Here is a 21,393-nt window from a genome sequence, read left to right on the forward strand (position 1 = left end):
TGGTAAAAGTGGATTACTTTTCCTTGAAATCTTCTTATAAACAGTTCACAATTGTTTCAAAAAAGATTGATTGCAGTTAGGAGGAAATTACGGTTGAAAAAACGAATATTACTCATTATTGGACTAGCCTCGATAATGATGCTGTTGGCAGGGTGTACGGAAATTAAAGAACCTATTACTGCGGATAGTGAAGGTTTTTGGAATTCATACATTGTCTATCCATTATCAGCCCTGATCATCTGGCTTTCTGAAGCATTCGGCGAGAACTATGGTTTGGGAATCATCGGCGTTACACTAATCATTCGCCTGGCATTACTTCCATTAATGATCAAACAGGTGAAAAGCTCGAAAGCCATGCAGGCCATTCAGCCTGAAATGAAAGAACTTCAAGCTAAATACAGCTCAAAAGATGCTGCCACACAACAAAAACTACAGCAAGAAACAATGGCTCTATTTTCGAAATATAATGTGAATCCATTGGCGGGATGTTTGCCGATATTGGTGCAAATGCCGATTTTGATCGGATTTTACCATGCAATCAGCCGTACGGAAGAAATTGCTTTACATAGTTTTCTTTGGTTTGATTTAGGTTCCCCGGATCCTTATTATATTTTACCGGTCGTTGCAGGTATCACGACTTTCATCCAGCAAAAGATGTCCATGGTTGGAATGAACTCCAACCCACAAATGGCTGCACAAATGACGATGATGCTTTACATCATGCCAATCATGATTGTTGTATTTGCTATTAATTTCCCCGCTGCTCTTTCTCTTTACTGGGTAGTTGGTAACATCTTTGGTATCGTGCAAACATATTTCATCAAAGGTCCGGATCTTAGAAAAGCAGCTGCGGAAAACGCGGGAGGGGCAAAGAAAAAGTGAAAAAAGTGACTGCTACAGGACAATCTGTCGAAGAAGCAGTAAATTTAGCTTTAGCTCAATTGAACAGCACGAAGGATCGCGTGGAAATTGAAGTAGAAGATGAAGGCAAAAAAGGGTTTTTTGGTTTATTTGGTGCAAGGAAGGCAATCGTCCATGTTACATTGCCTCCGGATCCCATTGAAGAGACACTTGGATTTTTGAAGAATGTCTGCGTCGAAATGGAAGTCAATGCACAAATAGACGTCACCCGTAAAGGTAAGAACGTAACATTCCATTTATCAGGTGATAAAATTGCATTATTGATTGGAAAAAGGGGTCAAACACTAAATTCACTTCAGTATTTAGCACAGCTGGTAGCTAATCGATATTCGAAGCAGTTTTTGAATATTACCGTAGATGCAGAAGATTATCGAAGCCGCCGCAATGACACCTTAATCCAATTGGCTGAAAGAATGGCAAATAAAGCCACGAAAACAGGTAAAGCTGTTTCATTGGAGCCGATGCCATCCTATGAACGTAAGGTCATCCATAATGCTCTCCTGGATTATCCAAAAATAAAAACAACCTCAAGTGGGACGGAGCCATATCGTCACTTGGTCATTACTCCACTAAAATGAACCTTCTGCTTTTAAGCAGGGGTTCTTTTTTTTAGGCATTGTATGTCGAATATTTTTTTTGCGAATTTTCCATTCAACAATAAGTGACAAACTTTTTATATTTTCTTGATCCGTAAAGGGGATGGAAGAAAATGAAGCGGGCGATATTTGTTATTCACATGTGGATAAGTTAAAATGGTTGTTACAGAATATGGATTAATGGCGTGTGGATAACTCTTGGAAGGAAGGAGTATCTACTTTTTTTCATGAATATACTGTGGTATTGTAGTAATTTAGGGATTCGACGATTTTATTATCAGAAAAAAATAGAACCATCAATATATAAGAGGTGAAAGCATGGAATTCGATACAATCACCGCTATCTCTACTCCCTTAGGGGAAGGGGCAATCGCCATCGTTAGAATCAGCGGTGATGAGGCCATAGAAATAGCCGATAGGATCTTTAAAGGACCAGGTGGAAAAGGATTGCTTGAAGTGAAATCACATACGATTCATTATGGCCACCTTATCCAGCCTAAAACAGGTGAAATCATAGAGGAAGTCATGGTTTCGGTCATGATGGGTCCAAAGACATTTACAAGGGAAGATGTAGTTGAAATAAATTGTCACGGTGGAATCGTTTCGGTCAATCGGGTACTGCAGCTTATTCTCTCACAAGGTGCTCGTTTAGCGGAACCTGGTGAATTTACGAAACGGGCCTTTTTGAATGGCAGGATCGATCTTTCCCAAGCTGAGGCCGTTATGGATTTAATCCGTGCCAAAACGGATAAAGCCATGAATGTTGCATTAGGTCAAATGGAAGGCCGGCTTTCGAAATTAATCCAAAATCTGCGTCAGGAAATTTTACAGACCCTCGCTCAAGTCGAGGTAAATATAGATTATCCGGAATATGATGATGTCGAAGAAATGACGCATCGTTTATTTTTGGAAAAAGGCAGTTATGTGAAGAATGAAATAGAGAAACTGCTTCACACGGCCCAACAGGGGAAAATCCTTCGGGATGGGCTTGCGACCGTTATCATAGGTCGTCCTAATGTCGGAAAATCTTCATTGCTTAACAGCTTAGTTCATGAAAACAAAGCGATCGTCACTGATATTCCAGGTACAACACGTGATGTTATTGAAGAGTATGTCAATGTTCGCGGTGTACCGCTTAAACTTGTCGATACAGCAGGAATTCGCGAAACGGAAGATATCGTTGAACGAATTGGAGTTGAACGGTCTCGTGCAGTATTAAAAGAAGCGGATTTAATATTGCTTGTATTGAACTATTCCGATGATTTCACTACTGAAGATGAGAAACTATTCCAAGCGGTTGAGGGAATGGATGTTATCGTTATCATCAATAAAACAGACCTTCCACAAAAAATCGATATGGCAAAGGTTAAGGAAAAGGCGGCATCCCATAAAGTTGTTACGACTTCATTACTGGAAGATCGAGGGGTCGATGAATTGGAAGAAGCGATCGCTTCTTTATTTTTCGAAGGTTCTTTAGAAACGGGAGACCTGACCTATGTTTCCAATGCAAGGCATATAGCTTTGCTGGGACAGGCATTACAGGCAATCGAAGATGCAATTGATGCTATTGAAATGGGTACACCGGTTGATTTGGTTCAAATCGATTTCACGAAAGCATGGGAGTTACTTGGAGAAATCATTGGCGAAAGCGTTCAGGATAATTTGATCAACCAATTGTTCTCTCAATTTTGTTTAGGAAAATAAACGTAAAAGGAGGAAAAGGATATGCAATACGAAGCAGGTAGCTATGATGTCATTGTTATTGGTGCCGGTCATGCTGGCAGTGAAGCAGGCCTTGCAGCTGCAAGAGTCGGAGCTAAAACGTTGATGATCACCATTAACTTGGATATGGTCGCCTTTATGCCATGCAATCCCTCCGTCGGCGGGCCGGCAAAAGGGATAGTCGTTAGGGAAATTGACGCTTTAGGCGGGGAAATGGGAAGAAATATCGACAAGACCCATATTCAAATGAGGATGCTCAATACGGCAAAAGGTCCGGCCGTTCGTGCTCTACGGGCGCAGGCAGATAAATTTCTTTATCAGCAAGAAATGAAAAAGACGATAGAAGACCAAGAAAATTTGACATTGATTCAAGGAATGGTAGAGGAATTAATTGTTGAAAACGACGTATGTACGGGTGTCATCACTAAAACAGGTGCGGTGTACCGTGCGAAAACTGTCGTAATCACGACGGGAACATATTTACGCGGTGAAATCATTTTAGGGGAACTGAAATATTCAAGCGGCCCTAATAATCAGCAGCCCTCCATCAGGCTTTCCGAACACTTGGAGCAGTTAGGATTTGATTTGGTCCGTTTTAAAACAGGAACGCCTCCACGTGTGAATAGTTCTTCTATAGACTACAGCAAAACGGAAATTCAGCCTGGCGATGAAGTGCCTCGTGCCTTTTCTTATGAAACAACAAAGTTCATAACGGATCAATTGCCATGCTGGTTAACGTATACGAATGAGGGTACACATCAGCTCATTGATGAGAATCTACACCGTTCACCAATGTATTCCGGAATGATTAAAGGAACCGGACCGCGTTATTGTCCATCGATAGAAGATAAAGTCGTTCGTTTTAATGATAAACCACGGCATCAAATCTTCTTGGAACCTGAAGGTCGCAATACAAAGGAAGTTTATGTGCAAGGTTTATCCACCAGTCTGCCTGAAGATGTGCAAGTGAAAATCCTGCAAACAATTCCGGGACTTGAAAAAGCGGAAATGATGCGTGCTGGATATGCAATTGAATATGATGCCATCGTTCCTACGCAGCTATGGCCTACACTTGAAACGAAGAAAATCAAAAATCTATATACTGCTGGCCAAATTAACGGGACATCCGGCTATGAAGAAGCAGCAGGACAAGGATTGATGGCCGGTATTAATGCAGGATTGAATGCAATGGGTAAGGAAGAACTGATTTTAAGCCGTTCGGATGCCTATATTGGTGTTCTCATTGATGACCTTGTAACGAAAGGCACGAATGAACCATACCGATTGCTGACTTCACGTGCAGAATATCGTTTATTATTGCGTCATGATAATGCCGATCTACGCTTAACGGAAATTGGATTCAATATCGGAATGATCAAAGAAGAACGCTACAAACGTTTCCTTATGAAAAAAGAAGCGGTTGAAATGGAAAAGGAACGATTGAAATCAAACTTCATCAAACCGACCAAAGAGGTGCAAGAAGTCATTACTGCAAGTGGCGGCAGTGAGTTAAAGGATGGAATCCGTGCCTCCGATTTATTGAAAAGGCCTGAAATGGATTATTCCCATATTCAGAAGTTGGCGCCAAGTGATGTCGAACTGAGTGAAGAAGTGACGGAACAGGTCGAAATCCAGATCAAGTATGAAGGATATATCGAAAAATCCTTGCAGCAAGTCGATCGCCTGAAAAAAATGGAGAACAAAAAGATTCCAGAGAATATCGATTATGATGCAATTTCTGGTCTTGCAACGGAAGCACGTCAAAAATTAAAGCAGGTCCACCCGCTATCAGTAGCTCAGGCTTCAAGAATTTCCGGTGTGAATCCCGCTGATGTTTCCATTCTGCTTGTTTATTTGGAACAAGGTAAGATTGCCAGAGTGTCTCAGTAACGGAAATACCCGAAAAGGATTGAAAAAATATGAATATTGAACAGTTCCAACAAGCACTGCTGGAGAAAGGGATCGAGCTTTCTCCTCAACAGCTTGATCAGTTTGACACATATTATCGATTATTGGTGGAATGGAACGAAAAGATGAACTTAACAGCCATCACAGATAAAGAAGAAGTTTATCTTAAGCATTTTTATGATTCAATCAGTGCAGCCTTCTATTTTGACTTTAACGAATCCTATCGAATTTGCGATGTTGGGGCTGGAGCTGGATTTCCGAGTATTCCATTGAAGATATGTTTCCCTGATATCCACGTCTCGATTGTGGATTCCTTGAATAAGCGAATTTCTTTTTTGAATCACCTTGCGGATTCATTGCAATTAAAGGGAGTATCTTTTTATCATGACCGGGCGGAAACCTTCGCCCAAAAACCGGAGCATCGCGAATCCTATGATATTGTCATGGCGAGGGCGGTAGCCAGGATGTCGGTTTTAAGTGAACTATGTTTGCCGCTTGTTAAACTGGATGGGACGTTCATTGCCATGAAAGCGGCTAGTGCACAAGATGAAATGGACACAGGGAAGAAGGCCATTTTTACATTAGGCGGAGAAATCGAAGAAATTCATCCTTTCACATTGCCAGAGGAAAATAGTGAAAGAAACATCATTACTGTAAAAAAAGTGAAGAAGACTCCAAAAAAATACCCAAGAAAACCAGGGACACCGAATAAGCAGCCTATTGAATAACCTCTGTACGATGAGTATGATTTCATAGTAAGAGCAGAGGATTCAGATATATATGGCTGGTACTTGCCCTTATTTTCTTTTACTATAAATGTATGACCTTATTATTTTCACTTAATACTGCATTTGCCAACAAGAAGGCATTTTCGGTACAGGTTAAGACGTGTGCCCTTAGCTGGCTGATTCAGGGAAATAATTTTGGGAAAGCCGGCCGATATTTATAAAAACTGGCCGTCGACCCTCATTATTGCCTTGATGGCGCCAGTCGACATGTTTTTTACAGTGAAGGGCCATATGTATAACCATGTCGGGAAATGTATGCAGGACTTGTCCTTTAAATAGAGAATATGTTATTTGGGAGTTTTAAAAGGTGGTGTAGGAAGATGAAGCATCCTTTTTCGCGGTTCTTTGGGTTTGGCGAAAAAGAAGAAGAGCAACTAGAGATGGAGACACCTAGCAATAATAATGAAGAAATAAGAAAAATTTCCATTTCTGACATTGTGCCTAATCGATTTCAACCAAGGACCGTTTTTAATGACGATAAAATTGCCGAATTGGCTCAAACGATCCATACACATGGGATCATTCAACCAATTGTAGTAAGGGCTTATGGTCAGGGAAAATATGAAATCATTGCAGGTGAGCGTCGTTTCCGGGCCATGCAAAAGCTTGGCTGGGAATTGGCACCTGCTATAATCAAAGATTTCACCGATACAGAAACGGCTTCCGTTGCGCTGATAGAAAACTTACAGCGTGAAGAACTGACACCGATTGAAGAAGCTTTGGCTTACGGAAAACTATTGGAGCTGCATAGTTTAACCCAAGAAGCCCTGGCACAAAGACTGGGAATCGGTCAATCTACCGTGGCGAATAAGCTGCGGCTGCTTAAGCTGCCGCAGGAGGTTCAGGATGCACTTCTTCAAAAGCAAATTACGGAACGCCATGCCCGCTCGTTGATACCGTTAAAGAGTCCTGAAAAGCAGTTAAAACTGCTTTTGGAAATCATCGAAAAAGGGTTAAACGTCAAGCAGACCGAAGAGCAGGTCGTCAAGCTCTTAACGGGTACTGTGCAGAAGCCGAAACCTAAGCGAAAAGCGTTTAGTAAAGACATGAGGATTGCCGTGAATACCATCCGCCAATCACTCAGTATGGTTACAGACAATGGAATAAATCTGGATGCAGAGGAAGAAGAATTCGAGGAGTATTATCAGTTCACGATTAAAATACCCAAGAAAAAAACTTGATTCCCCATCCTTAGCCCGCTTGGTAGTCTCCGATTACCAAGCTTTTTTTATTTTCTCTCCAAAACTGGCATTTTCCACTTTTAAAACATTCAACTTTTCCTGGATTTTTAATGCTTTTAGATGTATTTCAAATTTTAAGAGGAATTTCAGAAAACGATTTCTTCCAGTAACATTCATGATAAAATAGAAAGAAATAATTGGATTCACGGTAAAAATCAATAGATATAGCGTCATGAAGATAGTTGAAAGCGGGTGAATTCGTGGGTAAGATTCTCGCCATTGCCAATCAAAAGGGCGGTGTTGGAAAAACGACAACTTCTGTCAGTTTAAGTGCTTGTCTTGCATACATTGGACAGAAAGTCTTAATGGTCGATATTGACCCGCAGGGAAATGCGACAAGCGGTGCAGGTATTGACAAAGCAGATGTGGAACAATGTATTTATGATGTATTGGTTGATGATGTTGAGGCCAGTACCGTTATCATGGAAACAAAGGTAGAAAACCTATATGCTATACCTGCGACAATCCAACTTGCGGGTGCAGAAATTGAACTTGTTCCAACCATCTCAAGGGAAGTCCGATTAAAAAGGGCGTTAGAAGAGGTGCAAAGCCAGTATGATTACATTGTGATTGACTGCCCTCCATCATTGGGTTTGCTGACGCTTAATGCCTTAACGGCCGCCGATGCTGTTTTGATCCCGGTACAATGTGAATATTATGCATTGGAGGGTTTGAGTCAACTATTGAATACGGTCCGCCTCGTCCAAAAGCATTTGAACCATGATTTGAAAATCGAGGGTGTGCTATTGACGATGTTGGACGCAAGAACAAATTTAGGTCTCCAGGTCATAGAAGAAGTCAAAAAATACTTTCAGGATAAAGTCTACCAAACCATCATTCCCCGCAATGTCCGTTTGAGTGAAGCACCGAGCCATGGAGAACCGATAATTATATATGATCCAAAGTCACGAGGGGCGGAGGTCTATCTAGAATTGGCAAAGGAAGTGGTATCAAATGGCTAAAGGGCTTGGCAAAGGACTTAACGCACTACTTTTCAACGGTGGGGAGATCAGTAAAGATGAAATCGTGCGCGAAATCAAATTAAGGGAATTAAGGCCAAATCCTTATCAGCCCCGAAAGAGCTTTCGGCTAGAAGCTATAGAGGAATTAAAGCAATCCATCATGGAGCATGGGATATTACAGCCGATTATTGCCCGGAAAAGTATTAAGGGATATGAAATCGTGGCTGGGGAAAGGCGTTATCGTGCTGCCAAGGAAGCTGGCTTAGAGACAGTTCCAGTCGTTGTGAGGGAATTGAGTGAACAGCAGATGATGGAACTGGCCATTTTGGAAAACCTGCAACGGGAAGATTTGAATCCGATCGAGGAGGCTGCCGCTTATCAAACGCTTCTTGAAAAATTGGAATTCACCCAGGAGCAGTTGGCCAACCGGCTGGGAAAAAGCAGACCCCATATTGCCAACCATGTTAGATTACTATCTTTGCCTGAAGGAATTAGGAGATATATCTCCGATGGGGAAATTTCCATGGGACATGGCCGGGCATTGCTGGGTTTAAAGAAAAAAGAGATGCTCAAGCCGGTAGCGGATAAAATCCTCAAGGAAGGTATGAATGTCAGACAGCTAGAGCAGTATATACATCAATTGAATGATACCGTTTCACGTGAAACCAAACCTAAGAAACAAGAGAAAAAAGATATCTTCATAAAGCAAAGGGAGACAAGTCTGCGTGAAAGACTAGGAACGAGCGTAACGATAAAACAAAGCAAGAAAAAAGGAAAAATAGAAATAGAATTCTTTTCAAAAGAAGATTTAGAGAGAATTTTGAACTTGATCGATCAAGAGAACCTTTCCTCTTAGATCCCCTTATGAAAAGATCATGAAGACTTATGCAGAAAATTAGGTGGATGAGATGGTATTATTAGGGGCTTTGGTGAATGGTGCCTGCATTTTAATCGGCTCGATTTTAGGAAGGTTTTTACAACGTATACCTGAAAAGATTAAAGAAACGGTCATGAGCGGTATCGGGTTAGCCGTGATGGTTTTAGGTTTGCAGATGGGGTTTAAAAGTGATAATTTCCTTGTTGTCATTTTAAGTATTGTCGGCGGGGCGGTCCTCGGTGAATGGATGAATCTTGAGGGCAGGCTTAATTCTTTAGGCAATTGGATTGAACGCAGGATGAAAGCGAAGGAAGGAACCTCGATATCTCAGGGGTTTGTAACGGCTACGCTCATATTTGGGATTGGGGCGATGGCCATTATCGGTGCCCTGGATAGCGGTATCCGGAATGATCATGACGTTTTGATAACAAAAGCGATAATCGATGGATTCACAGCACTTGTCCTCGCCAGCACGCTAGGCATAGGGGTACTTTTTTCAGCATTTCCGATCATTCTTTATGAGGGATTCCTGGCGGTTTTTTCAAGGCAGATCAATACGATGATCCCATCTGCATTAATGGATTCCTTCATATTGGAAATGACGGCAGCTGGTGGAGTCATGATTTTGGCGATTGGTTTGAATATTATCGGTGTCACCAAAATCAGGGTGGCGAATCTGCTTCCGGGCATAATGATCACTGCCATTCTGGTTACTTTCATGTATTATGTATAAAAAAAAGGAAGGGGCTGGCCCCTTCCTTCTTTTTTATGAAAAAACCGATCAAAGGGTTTTTTCTTGCTTGAATGACCATGTGAAAGGAGTGATGGAAGGTTTTATTGGATAATGATTTTGCGCTTCATAAATCCCCTCGGCAATGGTTTTGGCCATTTTTAGCACAAGATTAAGACGCGTGTTCTGCAAGACCATGAACTCCATGAATCCACTTACATTCACGATTCCTGTAATATGGGCATTTCCGACTGAAGGAAGATCTTTATTGACCCCGGCACCCGGCTTAACTGGTCCCTGGCCGATCTGAACGATGCCGACGCTTTTCATTTTCCCCAAGCAAGCATCGATTCCGACTATAAAGGCATTGGCATGCAGCTTTTTAATTTCATTTAATTTTTCCTGTAAATTCATCGCATGTATAGGGTCATCCAGAGTACCATAAACATGGAATGAAGAAGAACTGTTTTCAGCCTTTTCACTAAGCAGAGTGCCGACAAGTGGTCCGAGTGAATCGCCTGTGGAACGGTCTGTGCCTATGCAGACGATGACGATTGGTTGAAGCTTTCCTGTTGGGAGGAGGTTGATTAATTCCTGGGAAATTTGTTTGGATGCATCCGTATCTTCATGCAGGATGCGACTTAATCTATTTTTATTATTATTAAATAGACTAGAATTCAGATTCATCGGCTCAACTCCTTTACTTTATTTGGTATTACAGTATACGGATAAAAAGAGGAAAATATACGGTATTTAACATGATGGGTGAGGGAATTTTTTGCAAAACATGCAAACAGGTGAAGGGGATATGAATCGACGTTATCCTCTACCAATTGCTTTCATCTATACTTTCTAGTAAATAATCATTTGAATGTTCGGGAAAAAATTTCTAAATTCTATTAACTATATACCCATAATTTTTTTGTACAGAAACCATTATTTATTGATAAAATAGAGAAAATCTCTCTATTTCATGGTTACCTCCATGCATGGAGGGTAGAGGAATACGTCGAAGATATAATAGTTTTGCTGTTATTTGCATTAGGCAGGAGGAAAATATGGATCGCATTTATGATAACGTTGCAAAAGAGATATTGGATGAAAAGATATGGCTGCTGATGGGGGAGGGCATTATTAAAATCTTCCTTGTTCTGCTGTTATCGCGTATTATTATTACAATAGGAAAGACTATTCTGAATAAATTTTTCAAAGCACGTTTAAGAAGTCCTATTCGGGTAACGGAACGCAGGGAAGCGACACTCATTAAATTGCTGGAAAATATCATTACCTATGTCATCAATTTCATTGCCTTGTTGATGATTCTGGAGATTCTTGGTCTTCATGTAATGCCATTACTCGCTGGTGCAGGTGTTCTCGGTTTGGCCATTGGATTTGGCGCACAAAGTTTGGTCAAGGATATAATTACCGGGTTTTTCGTTATCTTTGAAGATCAGTTCTCGGTTGGGGATTATATTAAAATCAATACTTTTGAAGGGGAAGTCATTGAAATCGGGCTTCGTACGACGAAAATTAAAAGCGGTGCAGGTGAATTGCACTTCATACCCAACGGCAGCATCATCCAGGTTACGAATTATTCCATTTTAAATAGTGTGGCAATAGTTGATGTGACCATACCTAACGATGGATCGACTGAGCGTGCTGAGAAGGTGCTGATTGATCTTTTAAACAGTATGGAAGGCAAATACGAAGCCTTGATCAAGGCTCCTGAATTTTTGGGAATTGAAAAAATCAGTCCTGAAGAAATCGTCTTTCGGATTAAAGCGGAAACAAAGCCGATGCATCACATTGAAATCAGTAGGATATTAAGAAAAGAAATAAGTGCTGCACTTGATGCAAGTGGGATTAAATCTACGTACAATGGCAGCGAGTCATAGGAATTGGGGGGCTCATGATTATGGAAGAAAAGGAATTTGCACTTAAGGATATTGTGGAAATGAAGAAACCACATCCCTGTGGAGTGAATAAGTGGAGAATTATACGGCTCGGAATGGATATCCGGATAAAATGTGAAGGATGCGGCCATAGCGTGATGCTGCCTCGACGTGAATTCGCGAAGAAAATGAAAAAAGTTCTGCAAAAGCATGAGGAGTGATCATGCTTTTTTTTTGGGAGTGAAAGTAGTCCGGCGTTTCTCATGATTTACTTGTCTTTTTAGGAAGCGAAATCTATAATTGGGAAAGGTTTAGGTAATTGGATGGTCTTTATAGAAGATCAGTCCTTTTCCCATATGTACGAATCATCTTGAAGGAGTGAAATATAAATGGCTTTAACAGCTGGTATAGTCGGTTTGCCTAACGTAGGTAAATCCACTTTATTTAATGCAATAACTCAGGCAGGTGCGGAATCTGCCAACTATCCTTTCTGTACGATCGACCCGAATGTAGGGATTGTGGAAGTGCCAGATCACCGTCTGCAAAAATTGACTGAATTGGTAAAACCGAAAAAAACGGTTCCGACAGCATTTGAATTCACGGATATCGCCGGGATCGTAAAAGGAGCAAGTAAAGGAGAAGGATTAGGTAATAAATTCCTTTCCCATATCCGTCAAGTGGATGCAATTTGTCAAGTCGTCCGTTGCTTTGCAGACGATAACATTACCCATGTTTCCGGAAAAGTAAATCCAATCGATGATATCGAGGTCATCAATCTTGAATTGATCCTTGCCGATTTGGAATCTGTTGTCAAACGCATCGACCGTGTCGGAAAAATGGCCAAGCAAAAAGATAAAGCCGCTGTAGCAGAACATGAAATCCTTGTGGCTTTAAAAGAAGCATTGGAAGATGAAAAGCCTGCACGTTCCGTCGAGTTTACCGAAGAACAGCAAAAAATCGTGAAGGGCATGCATTTACTTACAGCTAAGCCGACGCTTTACGTGGCGAACGTGAGCGAAGATGAAGTGGCGAATGCTGACGATAATGAATATGTACAGCAAGTTCGTGAATATGCCGCTAAGGAAAATGCCGAAGTAATCGTGATTTGTGCCAAAATCGAAGAAGAAATTGCAGAGCTTGAAGGTGAAGAAAAGGAAATGTTCCTATCTGAACTTGGCATCGAGGAGTCAGGTCTAGATCAGTTGATCCGTGCTTCTTATAATCTGCTTGGATTGGCAACATACTTTACAGCTGGTGTACAGGAAGTGCGAGCTTGGACATTCCGCAAAGGAATGAAAGCCCCTCAATGTGCCGGCGTCATTCACACGGACTTCGAACGCGGTTTCATCCGTGCCGAAACGGTATCTTATACCGATTTACTTGAAGCGGGCAGTCATGGTGCCGCAAAAGAAGCGGGTAAAGTTCGTTTGGAAGGAAAAGAATACATCGTTAACGATGGCGATGTTATCCATTTCCGTTTCAACGTATAAGAATCAAAGACCCTACCATTCCATATGTAGGGTCTTTTTTTTAGACTTAAATCATTAGATTACATTTAATTGTAATAAGTCGAACCGTTCGTTGCAAAGCCTCTTTAACTATGCTATAATTTTATCTTGTGAGTAATTATAAATAATTGCTCCTTGCCCAATTGGGCCGCTTAGACCAAAAGGAGGTGACAGTGATGAGAAAATACGAAATTATGTATATCATCCGTCCAAACATTGAGGAAGAAGCTAAAAAAGCTTTAGTTGAACGTTTCAACACAATCCTTTCTGATAATGGTGCGGAAGTAGAAGCAAAAGAATGGGGTAAACGCCGTCTTGCATATGAAATCAATGATTTCCGTGATGGTTACTACATGCTTCTTAAAGTTAACGCTGAAAGTGCTGCGATTCAAGAATTCGATCGTCTAGCTAAAATCAGTGAAGACATTATTCGCCACATGGCTACTAGAGAAGAAGTATAATTCGATATTTAATATAAATTCTAATCTTGTTTCACATGAAACAAGCTTGAAACCTAGGGGTTGATTCTGATGATGAATCGCGTAGTTTTGGTAGGACGCTTAACTAAAGATCCTGAATTACGATATACACCTAATGGAGTTCCCGTAGCTACCTTTACTTTAGCTGTGAACCGTAGTTTTACGAATCAGCAAGGTGAACGTGAAGCGGATTTCATTAACTGTGTAGTTTGGCGTAAACCGGCAGAAAATGTAGCTAACTTCTTGAAAAAGGGCAGTTTAGCTGGCGTGGATGGACGTGTCCAAACACGTAATTATGAAGGACAAGACGGCAAACGCGTATATGTGACGGAGATTCTGGCTGAGAGCGTTCAATTCCTTGAACCACGAAGCAGTTCAGCGGGTGAAAGAAATGAAGGCGGTTCTTACGGTGGGGGTCAAAGAAGTTATGGCAATAATAACGGAAATGACAACAATTCGTATGGACAAAATCCTAATCAGAATCAACGGAGCAATAACAACTACACTCGTGTAGATGATGATCCATTTGCAAATGACGGTAAGACAATCGACATTTCAGATGACGATCTTCCATTTTAAACAGCCGTTTGAAATGAAAATTCAAAATGCAGGGAGGGAAATTTATTATGGCAATGGGTGGACGTAAAGGACGCGGTAAGCGTAAAAAGGTTTGTTATTTCACATCTAACGGAATCACTAAAATTGATTACAAAGATGTAGATCTTCTTAAAAAATTCGTCTCAGAACGCGGTAAAATTTTACCACGTCGTGTAACTGGCACAAGCGCTAAATATCAACGTAAATTAACGATTGCTATTAAACGCTCACGTACTATGGCATTACTACCATATGTATCTGGTGAATAATAAATTGGCACATTGAGGAGCAATCCTTAATGTGCCTTTTTTAATAAGTTGTCACTTATGCCTGTAAACCGCTGAATGGCGTTTTTTTTATTTCAGAAGAAATTTATCCGGGTGTTTTCCTCAGAAAAAATAATCATATCCCAAAAAAGACTGTGATGTTTGAAATATCCTGGCCGTAACGGATACAATATAAAGATGGAGATAAGACATCAATCATAACAGGGGGTGAAATAAAGATGAATAGCGGGAGACGAATTGCCGAGGGCGGAGCACTTCTGGCACTATATTGCATTTTATTGTTCATCACCATTCAAATCCCACTATTGGGTATTTTCACTACTTTCTTTTTACCCATTCCATTCATACTGGTCACAATCAAACAAAAGTTATCGTGGAGCCTTGGTTACTTATTTGTAGCCTCGTTATTGTCGATCCTCATCGGGACGATATTGTCTGTACCGCTGACCTTGCTCATGGGGGCAACGGGAATTGCGATCGGCTATTTTTTGAAAAAGGACAAACCGATGGCACCTATGTTCATAAGCGCAGTCCTTGTCTTCCTGGGAGGCATTTTATTAATATATGCAGCTTCAGTGTTGATAACGGATGTTAATTACATAGAGGAATCGATGAACATGGCCGAGGAGTCCCTTGAAAATACAATCGGCATCATGGATTCTTTTGGACAGGCACCGACGGAACAAGTCCAAAAGCGGATGTATGAATCGATCGATATGATGAACACGCTGATGCCAAGTTTGTTCGTCTTGATGTCCGTCATCATGGTTTTATTGATTTTCTTTGCAGCGCATCCCATTGTGAAGAGGTTCAGTGATAAGGCGTTAAAGTGGCCTCATTTTCGGGATCTGCGACTCCCGAAAAGCCTTTTATGGTATTATTTAATTACGATGCTTCTTGCTCTTTTTGTGAATACGGACAAGAACAGTTTTGTATATATGGCCATAACGAACCTATTTTTCATACTGCAGTTCTTCATTTTATTACAAGGATATTCCCTGATATTCTATATCGCTCATGTTAAGTCATGGGTTAAGGCGATACCTGTTTTAATTGTGGTTTTTTCTTTGCTTCTGCCGATTCCGATTATAACGACGGCCGTCCGATTTTTAGGTATAATAGATTTAGGCTTTCCTTTTAGGGAGACAATCAAGAAAAAGGAATAGAAGACTTTTTTGTAAAACAGATGCTTTTAGGAGCTGAAACTATGCCATCTTATTTGAAAGAATACTCGATTAAGTCCCCATTGTATGGGGTGCTGGCCGCAGTCGTTTTACTTTTGGGCGTACTGGCTTATTATAATTGGGTTATTGCACTTGTTGGACTTTTGATTCTTGCTGGTTTATTTTATTTAACATTAAGAATGGTAGAAAAAAAGCAACGGAAGACAGAAGAGTATATAACGACTTTATCCTACCGTTTAAAGAAGGTGGGCGAGGAAGCGTTATTGGAAATGCCGATTGGGATCATGCTCTTTAATGAGGATTATTACATTGAATGGACCAATCCATTCCTGGCTTCTTGTTTTAGTGAAGACTCCTTGGCAGGAAGATCGCTATACGATGTTGCGGACTCGATAGTACCGTTAATCAAGCAAGAGATCGAGACAGAGACACTTACGCTCCACGATCGGAAATTCAAGGTGGTCCATAAGCGTGATGAAAGGCTTCTTTACTTTTTTGATGTGACGGAGCAAGTGGAAATTGAGAAATTATATGAAGATGAGCGAACGGCAATTGCGATCATTCTTCTTGATAATTATGATGATTTGACACAGGGTATGGATGATCAGCGTAAAAGCAGCATTAATAGCTTGGTTACCTCACTTCTCGATAAGTGGGCAAGGGATAATGGCGTTTTCTTCAAACGGGTTTCCTCGGAACGATTCATCGCTGTCTTTAATGAGCATATCCTTCAGCAGCTTGAAAAGGGGAAATTCTCGATTTTGGATGAAATCAGGGAAACGACGGCCAAGCAAAATGTACCACTTACCTTGAGCATCGGGGTCGGCTCGGCCGTATCATCCTTGCCGGAACTAGGTACGCTTGCCCAGTCCAGCTTGGATCTCGCTTTAGGGCGGGGCGGTGACCAGGTGGCCATAAAGCAAGCGAATGGAAAAGTGAAATTCTATGGCGGCAAAACCAATCCGATGGAAAAACGCACGAGAGTCCGTGCCCGTGTGATTTCCCATGCATTGAAGGATATAGTCCTTGATAGCGATAAAGTCATTGTCATGGGCCATAAAAACCCGGATATGGACGCAATCGGTTCAGCGATCGGCATCTTGAAAGTTGCCCAAATGAATGAACGTGAAGGCTATATTGTCATAAACACCCAGCAGCTCGACAGCAGTGTCCTTCGTTTAATGGAAGAGATCAAAAATAAAGAAGAGCTGTATGCCCGGTTCATAACACCTGATGATGCATTAGAAATGATTATGGATGAGACCTTGCTGGTTGTGGTCGATACCCATAAACCTTCCATGGTGATTGAAGAGCGGTTATTGAATAGAATCGATAAGGTTGTGGTCATCGACCATCATCGGCGGGGTGAGGAGTTCATCAAGAACTCATTGCTCGTCTATATGGAGCCATATGCATCTTCAACGGCAGAACTTGTGACGGAACTGCTTGAATATCAGCCGAAACGCTCAAAAATTGATATGCTGGAGTCGACGGCGCTTCTTGCAGGTATCATCGTCGATACGAAAAGCTTCACCTTAAGAACAGGATCACGTACTTTCGATGCTGCCTCTTATCTAAGGGCGCATGGAGCTGATACGGTACTTGTCCAGAAATTCTTAAAAGAAGACGTGGACACCTATATCAAACGTTCGAAGCTCATTGAAGAAGTCATCTTTTATAAAAAGGGAATTGCCATTGCCGCGGCAAAAACCGATCAGGTTCATAATCAGGTGCTCATTGCTCAGGCTGCGGACACCCTATTGACGATGGATGGCGTTGTCGCTTCCTTTGTAATGGCTAAGCGTTCTGATGATACGGTGGGCATAAGTGCGCGTTCTCTTGGTGATATCAATGTACAGGTGATCATGGAAATGTTGAATGGAGGCGGACATCTAACGAATGCCGCCACTCAACAGGTATGCTCCATTGATGAAGCCGAAAGTCGATTGAAAGCAGCTATTGATGAATATTTAGAAGGGGGATATAAAGAATGAAAGTGATATTTCTTAAAGACGTTAAAGGTAAAGGGAAAAAAGGGGAAGTTAAAAATGTTGCGGATGGTTATGCACATAATTTCCTGCTTAAACAAGGATTGGCCGTTGAAGCAAATAATTCAAATGTGAAAACTCTGGAAGCACAGAAAAATAAAGAAGAATCACTTGCAGCAGAAGAGCTGCAGCAGGCTGAAGAATTGAAAGTGCAGCTGGAGAAATTAACGGTTGAACTATCTGCCAAAGCCGGTGAGGGCGGGCGTTTATTCGGTTCCATCACGACTAAACAAATTGCATCTGAGCTTCAGAAAAAACACGGTATCAAGGTTGATAAACGTAAAATGGAGCTTGCTGAAGGCATCCGCACTTTAGGGCATACAAAGCTTCCAGTCAAGCTTCATCCTGAAGTCACTGCGACACTGACAGTGCATGTGAAAGAAATTAACTAATTTTAGCTGTTTCATATCTGTGAAAAATTGATAAAATAGAGATAGACGAAAAATGTGATTGGGCACGTTGTCCTTTCACTTTTTTCTTTTTTACTAGAAACATATAAAAGGTATCCTCTTAGAATGGGAGGTTTTAAGATATGATAGAACAATTTCAGGATAGGATTCCACCTCAAAATATAGAAGCCGAACAGGCTGTGCTTGGAGCCATTTTTCTTGAGCCCTCTTCATTGACCGTTACATCGGAAGTTTTGATTCCAGAGGATTTTTATAGAAGCTCTCATCAAAAAATCTTTAATGTGATGCTTAAATTGAATGACGAAGGAAAAGCTGTCGATTTGATTACGGTGACAGAGGAATTGGCTGCGACAAAAAACCTTGAAGAAGTTGGCGGGGTTTCTTATTTAAGTGAATTGGCCGGATCGGTGCCTACCGCGGCCAATATTGAATATTATGCCCGCATCGTCGAGGAGAAGTCATTGCTGCGCCGTTTGATCCGGACTGCGACGAACATCGCTCAGGAAGGCTACAGTCGCGAGGATGAGGTCGAGGAGCTGCTCGGTGAAGCAGAAAAAACGATCATGGAAGTGGCCCAGCGTAAGAATTCCGGGTCTTTTCAAAATATTAAGGATGTATTGGTTGCGACTTACGATAACATAGAAATTTTGACTACCCGTAAAGGGGATGTCACGGGAATACCGACAGGGTTTGCTGAACTAGATCGAATGACAGCGGGGTTCCAACGTAATGACCTCATCATAGTTGGTGCCCGTCCTTCGGTTGGTAAAACCGCTTTTGCATTGAACATCGCTCAAAACGTTGCGACCAAAACGGAGGAGAATGTAGCGATTTTCAGTCTTGAAATGGGTGCAGAGCAGCTCGTTATGCGTATGCTCTGTGCTGAAGGGAATATCAACGCCCAGAATTTACGGACAGGTTCCTTAACTGATGAGGATTGGCGTAAACTGACGATGGCGATGGGAAGCTTGTCGAATGCCGGCATTTATATCGATGATACGCCAGGTGTCAGGATTGGTGAAATCCGTTCAAAATGCCGTCGTTTGAAGCAGGAACATGGCCTTGGCATGATATTGATCGATTACCTGCAGTTAATTCAAGGCGATGGCCGTTCAGGCGACAACCGTCAGCAAGAGGTATCCGAGATTTCACGTTCACTCAAAGCGCTGGCTCGTGAACTTAAAGTGCCCGTCATCGCCCTTTCCCAGCTATCGCGGGGAGTGGAGCAGCGTCAGGATAAGCGCCCGATGATGTCTGATATCCGGGAATCCGGGAGTATCGAGCAAGATGCTGATATCGTCGCATTCTTATACCGTGATGATTATTATGATAAAGAATCCGAGAATAAAAATATCATTGAAATCATTATAGCGAAACAGCGTAATGGTCCGGTGGGCACGGTTTCGCTTGCATTCGTAAAAGAATATAATAAATTCGTTAATCTCGAACGCCGCTTCGATGATGATTCGATGTCTCCCGGCGCATAGGGGACTGCCTGCCATTCATGCAATGGCGGGCTTTCTCTGTTTCAGGAAAAAGAAAGGCCCTAATGATAATAGAAAAAGAAATCAGAGGGTACAATAATGTTTGACAATCCTAAAAAAACCGGAAAGAAATTTCTCATATTTACGAACAAAGAATTTTTTAAAAAGTGTATTGTTCGGATTTTGTATTGACTTCCAGTTTGGATTATTGATAAAATAGGTTTGTTTGATAAGAACCGGTTAATGATCGGTATTACGTGAACCTTTGGAGGTGCTTTATTCAGATGTCATCAGTTGTAGTAGTCGGTACACAATGGGGAGACGAAGGTAAAGGTAAAATAACAGATTTTCTATCCCAGAATGCGGAAGCCATCGCTCGTTATCAAGGTGGGAATAATGCAGGGCATACAATTAAATTTAACGGCGTTACCTATAAACTGCATTTAATTCCGTCAGGGATTTTTTATAGTGATAAGATTTGTGTCATTGGAAACGGTATGGTAGTTGATCCAAAAGCTCTTGTAGAGGAGCTTGCTTATTTACATAGCCATGGGGTGAGTACGGATAATCTTCGTATCTCGAATCGTGCACATGTCATTCTTCCTTACCATATCAAATTGGATGAAGTCGAAGAAGACCGTAAAGGCGCCAACAAAATTGGAACGACTAAAAAGGGAATCGGCCCTGCATATATGGACAAAGCTGCTCGTAACGGAATCCGCATGGCAGACCTTTTGGACCGTGAAATTTTCGAGGAAAAATTGTCTCAAAATCTTGTCGAAAAAAACCGTATGTTCGAACGTTTCTATGAAACGGAAGGTTTCAAAATCGAAGATATCTTGGAAGAATACTATGAGTACGGACAACAAGTGCAGAAATATGTATGTGATACATCCGTTGTATTGAATGACGCACTTGATGAAGGAAAACGGGTATTATTCGAAGGAGCACAAGGTGTCATGCTTGATATCGATCAAGGAACATACCCATTCGTCACTTCTTCCAACCCGGTTGCAGGTGGAGTTACAATCGGTTCGGGTGTAGGTCCTACGAAGATCAACCATGTGGTTGGAGTATGTAAAGCATACACAAGCCGTGTGGGCGATGGTCCTTTCCCTACAGAATTGCATGATGAAGTCGGTAACCTAATCCGGGAAATTGGCCGTGAATATGGTACAACTACAGGCAGACCGCGCCGTGTAGGCTGGTTTGACGCTGTTGTCGTTCGCCATGCTCGCCGTGTCAGCGGGATTACCGATTTATCATTGAACTCGATTGACGTATTATCAGGTCTTGATACGGTCAAAATTTGTGTGGCCTATGAATACAAAGGCGAAATCATTCATGAGGTACCAGCGACTTTGAAAGCGATTGGCGAATGTAAACCAGTCTATGAAGAGCTGCCAGGCTGGTCAGAAGACATCACAGGCTGCAAATCATTGGATGAGCTTCCAGAGAACGCTCGCCACTATGTAGAGCGCGTATCTCAATTGGTAGGCATTCCTTTGACCACTTTCTCTGTCGGTCCTGACCGTAACCAAACAAATGTCGTGAGAAGCCCTTGGCGTCTAGCGTAATTCATGAAAAAGGAGCTGGCTTTTTTTGCCGGCTCTTCTTTCATTTTTAAGATCGATGCATTATATGTCACGTTCGGGAGGTCCGGGATACCGAGTGAATGTGGATAAAAACTATAGGGAAAATAAAAAAAATAAGAAAAAAATAATTTTATTTCAAAAAACTATTGCCTAAACTATAAGAA

General features: G+C 41.5%; 21 protein-coding genes. 20 read left to right on the forward strand and 1 reads right to left on the reverse strand.

The genetic code is table 11. The annotated features are described in order from the left end of the window. Positions 1 to 93: 93 nt before the first annotated feature. From spoIIIJ to AC1DIV_RS01795, 9 genes are all read left to right on the forward strand, one after another. Positions 94 to 882, forward strand: coding sequence for a YidC family membrane integrase SpoIIIJ (gene spoIIIJ / locus AC1DIV_RS01755; protein WP_048687953.1), 789 nt, complete (start codon positions 94 to 96; stop codon positions 880 to 882). After that, positions 879 to 1,499, forward strand: coding sequence for an RNA-binding cell elongation regulator Jag/EloR (jag, locus tag AC1DIV_RS01760; RefSeq protein ID WP_048687956.1), 621 nt, complete (start codon positions 879 to 881; stop codon positions 1,497 to 1,499). Before spoIIIJ ends, jag begins: the two co-directional genes overlap by 4 nt. A gap of 336 nt (positions 1,500 to 1,835) precedes the next feature. Next, a complete protein-coding gene (gene mnmE / locus AC1DIV_RS01765; protein WP_063595544.1) occupies positions 1,836 to 3,221 on the forward strand; it encodes a tRNA uridine-5-carboxymethylaminomethyl(34) synthesis GTPase MnmE in 1,386 nt (461 codons plus the stop codon). A gap of 21 nt (positions 3,222 to 3,242) precedes the next feature. Then, positions 3,243 to 5,129 carry a tRNA uridine-5-carboxymethylaminomethyl(34) synthesis enzyme MnmG gene (gene mnmG / locus AC1DIV_RS01770; protein WP_034316172.1) on the forward strand — a complete coding sequence of 629 codons (1,887 nt, stop codon included), beginning with the start codon at positions 3,243 to 3,245 and terminating at the stop codon, positions 5,127 to 5,129. Positions 5,130 to 5,158: 29 nt separating this feature from the next. Beyond that, entirely contained in the window at positions 5,159 to 5,875 is a 717-nt protein-coding gene (gene rsmG / locus AC1DIV_RS01775) for a 16S rRNA (guanine(527)-N(7))-methyltransferase RsmG (RefSeq protein WP_034316171.1), read from the forward strand. A gap of 380 nt (positions 5,876 to 6,255) precedes the next feature. Beyond that, positions 6,256 to 7,116 carry a nucleoid occlusion protein gene (gene noc, locus AC1DIV_RS01780; RefSeq protein ID WP_034316169.1) on the forward strand — a complete coding sequence of 287 codons (861 nt, stop codon included), beginning with the start codon at positions 6,256 to 6,258 and terminating at the stop codon, positions 7,114 to 7,116. 260 nt (positions 7,117 to 7,376) lie between these two features. Beyond that, a complete protein-coding gene (locus AC1DIV_RS01785) occupies positions 7,377 to 8,138 on the forward strand; it encodes a ParA family protein (protein WP_034316249.1) in 762 nt (253 codons plus the stop codon). Then, on the forward strand, positions 8,131 to 8,994 hold the full coding sequence (locus AC1DIV_RS01790; protein WP_340878245.1) for a ParB/RepB/Spo0J family partition protein: 864 nt from the start codon (positions 8,131 to 8,133) through the stop codon (positions 8,992 to 8,994). The genes AC1DIV_RS01785 and AC1DIV_RS01790 overlap by 8 nt, the downstream gene beginning before the upstream one ends. A 52-nt stretch (positions 8,995 to 9,046) precedes the next feature. Beyond that, positions 9,047 to 9,748 carry a DUF554 domain-containing protein gene (locus AC1DIV_RS01795; protein ID WP_340878244.1) on the forward strand — a complete coding sequence of 234 codons (702 nt, stop codon included), beginning with the start codon at positions 9,047 to 9,049 and terminating at the stop codon, positions 9,746 to 9,748. Between the two features lie 48 nt (positions 9,749 to 9,796). Here AC1DIV_RS01795 and yyaC read toward each other — a convergent pair whose 3' ends face one another. Beyond that, a complete protein-coding gene (gene yyaC, locus AC1DIV_RS01800; protein ID WP_053536995.1) occupies positions 9,797 to 10,432 on the reverse strand; it encodes a spore protease YyaC in 636 nt (211 codons plus the stop codon). A gap of 371 nt (positions 10,433 to 10,803) precedes the next feature. Here yyaC and AC1DIV_RS01805 point away from each other — a divergent pair, with 371 nt between their 5' ends. From AC1DIV_RS01805 to AC1DIV_RS01855, 11 genes are all read left to right on the forward strand, one after another. Then, positions 10,804 to 11,640: a mechanosensitive ion channel family protein gene (locus tag AC1DIV_RS01805; RefSeq protein ID WP_048687973.1), complete on the forward strand. Its 837-nt coding sequence runs from the start codon at positions 10,804 to 10,806 to the stop codon at positions 11,638 to 11,640. A 20-nt stretch (positions 11,641 to 11,660) separates the two neighbouring features. Then, positions 11,661 to 11,858 carry a DUF951 domain-containing protein gene (locus AC1DIV_RS01810; RefSeq protein WP_034316158.1) on the forward strand — a complete coding sequence of 66 codons (198 nt, stop codon included), beginning with the start codon at positions 11,661 to 11,663 and terminating at the stop codon, positions 11,856 to 11,858. 168 nt (positions 11,859 to 12,026) lie between these two features. Beyond that, entirely contained in the window at positions 12,027 to 13,127 is a 1,101-nt protein-coding gene (ychF, locus tag AC1DIV_RS01815; RefSeq protein WP_034316156.1) for a redox-regulated ATPase YchF, read from the forward strand. A 194-nt stretch (positions 13,128 to 13,321) separates the two neighbouring features. Next, positions 13,322 to 13,606, forward strand: a complete 285-nt coding sequence (gene rpsF / locus AC1DIV_RS01820; RefSeq protein ID WP_034316153.1) for a 30S ribosomal protein S6 — start codon at positions 13,322 to 13,324, stop codon at positions 13,604 to 13,606. 69 nt (positions 13,607 to 13,675) lie between these two features. Continuing rightward, positions 13,676 to 14,203, forward strand: a complete 528-nt coding sequence (ssb, locus tag AC1DIV_RS01825; protein ID WP_034316149.1) for a single-stranded DNA-binding protein — start codon at positions 13,676 to 13,678, stop codon at positions 14,201 to 14,203. Positions 14,204 to 14,250: 47 nt separating this feature from the next. After that, the gene (rpsR, locus tag AC1DIV_RS01830) at positions 14,251 to 14,490 is read left to right on the forward strand and encodes a 30S ribosomal protein S18 (protein ID WP_034316147.1); all 240 of its coding nucleotides are present in this window, start codon (positions 14,251 to 14,253) and stop codon (positions 14,488 to 14,490) included. 236 nt (positions 14,491 to 14,726) lie between these two features. After that, positions 14,727 to 15,674, forward strand: coding sequence for a YybS family protein (locus AC1DIV_RS01835; RefSeq protein WP_048687977.1), 948 nt, complete (start codon positions 14,727 to 14,729; stop codon positions 15,672 to 15,674). A 41-nt stretch (positions 15,675 to 15,715) separates the two neighbouring features. Further along, a complete protein-coding gene (locus AC1DIV_RS01840) occupies positions 15,716 to 17,686 on the forward strand; it encodes a DHH family phosphoesterase (protein WP_477575685.1) in 1,971 nt (656 codons plus the stop codon). Beyond that, entirely contained in the window at positions 17,683 to 18,132 is a 450-nt protein-coding gene (rplI, locus tag AC1DIV_RS01845; protein WP_034316140.1) for a 50S ribosomal protein L9, read from the forward strand. Before AC1DIV_RS01840 ends, rplI begins: the two co-directional genes overlap by 4 nt. A 140-nt stretch (positions 18,133 to 18,272) precedes the next feature. Then, positions 18,273 to 19,637: a replicative DNA helicase gene (dnaB, locus tag AC1DIV_RS01850; RefSeq protein WP_034316139.1), complete on the forward strand. Its 1,365-nt coding sequence runs from the start codon at positions 18,273 to 18,275 to the stop codon at positions 19,635 to 19,637. A gap of 281 nt (positions 19,638 to 19,918) precedes the next feature. Then, positions 19,919 to 21,211: an adenylosuccinate synthase gene (locus AC1DIV_RS01855; protein ID WP_477575687.1), complete on the forward strand. Its 1,293-nt coding sequence runs from the start codon at positions 19,919 to 19,921 to the stop codon at positions 21,209 to 21,211. The last annotated feature ends 182 nt before the right edge of the window (positions 21,212 to 21,393 follow it).

Source organism: Peribacillus sp. 05N428, from assembly GCF_056397085.1.

Bases quoted from the DNA above. Each gene is read 5' to 3' on its own strand.
- mnmE (WP_063595544.1), top strand. From the start codon at position 1,836: ATGGAATTCGATACAATCACCGCTATCTCTACTCCCTTAGGGGAAGGG.
- mnmG (WP_034316172.1), top strand. From the start codon at position 3,243: ATGCAATACGAAGCAGGTAGCTATGATGTCATTGTTATTGGTGCCGGT.
- rsmG (WP_034316171.1), top strand. From the start codon at position 5,159: ATGAATATTGAACAGTTCCAACAAGCACTGCTGGAGAAAGGGATCGAG.
- noc (WP_034316169.1), top strand. From the start codon at position 6,256: ATGAAGCATCCTTTTTCGCGGTTCTTTGGGTTTGGCGAAAAAGAAGAA.
- AC1DIV_RS01790 (WP_340878245.1), top strand. From the start codon at position 8,131: ATGGCTAAAGGGCTTGGCAAAGGACTTAACGCACTACTTTTCAACGGT.
- AC1DIV_RS01795 (WP_340878244.1), top strand. From the start codon at position 9,047: ATGGTATTATTAGGGGCTTTGGTGAATGGTGCCTGCATTTTAATCGGC.
- yyaC (WP_053536995.1), bottom strand. From the start codon at position 10,432: ATGAATCTGAATTCTAGTCTATTTAATAATAATAAAAATAGATTAAGT.
- AC1DIV_RS01805 (WP_048687973.1), top strand. From the start codon at position 10,804: ATGGATCGCATTTATGATAACGTTGCAAAAGAGATATTGGATGAAAAG.
- AC1DIV_RS01810 (WP_034316158.1), top strand. From the start codon at position 11,661: ATGGAAGAAAAGGAATTTGCACTTAAGGATATTGTGGAAATGAAGAAA.
- ychF (WP_034316156.1), top strand. From the start codon at position 12,027: ATGGCTTTAACAGCTGGTATAGTCGGTTTGCCTAACGTAGGTAAATCC.
- rpsF (WP_034316153.1), top strand. From the start codon at position 13,322: ATGAGAAAATACGAAATTATGTATATCATCCGTCCAAACATTGAGGAA.
- ssb (WP_034316149.1), top strand. From the start codon at position 13,676: ATGATGAATCGCGTAGTTTTGGTAGGACGCTTAACTAAAGATCCTGAA.
- rpsR (WP_034316147.1), top strand. From the start codon at position 14,251: ATGGCAATGGGTGGACGTAAAGGACGCGGTAAGCGTAAAAAGGTTTGT.
- AC1DIV_RS01835 (WP_048687977.1), top strand. From the start codon at position 14,727: ATGAATAGCGGGAGACGAATTGCCGAGGGCGGAGCACTTCTGGCACTA.
- AC1DIV_RS01840 (WP_477575685.1), top strand. From the start codon at position 15,716: ATGCCATCTTATTTGAAAGAATACTCGATTAAGTCCCCATTGTATGGG.
- rplI (WP_034316140.1), top strand. From the start codon at position 17,683: ATGAAAGTGATATTTCTTAAAGACGTTAAAGGTAAAGGGAAAAAAGGG.
- dnaB (WP_034316139.1), top strand. From the start codon at position 18,273: ATGATAGAACAATTTCAGGATAGGATTCCACCTCAAAATATAGAAGCC.
- AC1DIV_RS01855 (WP_477575687.1), top strand. From the start codon at position 19,919: ATGTCATCAGTTGTAGTAGTCGGTACACAATGGGGAGACGAAGGTAAA.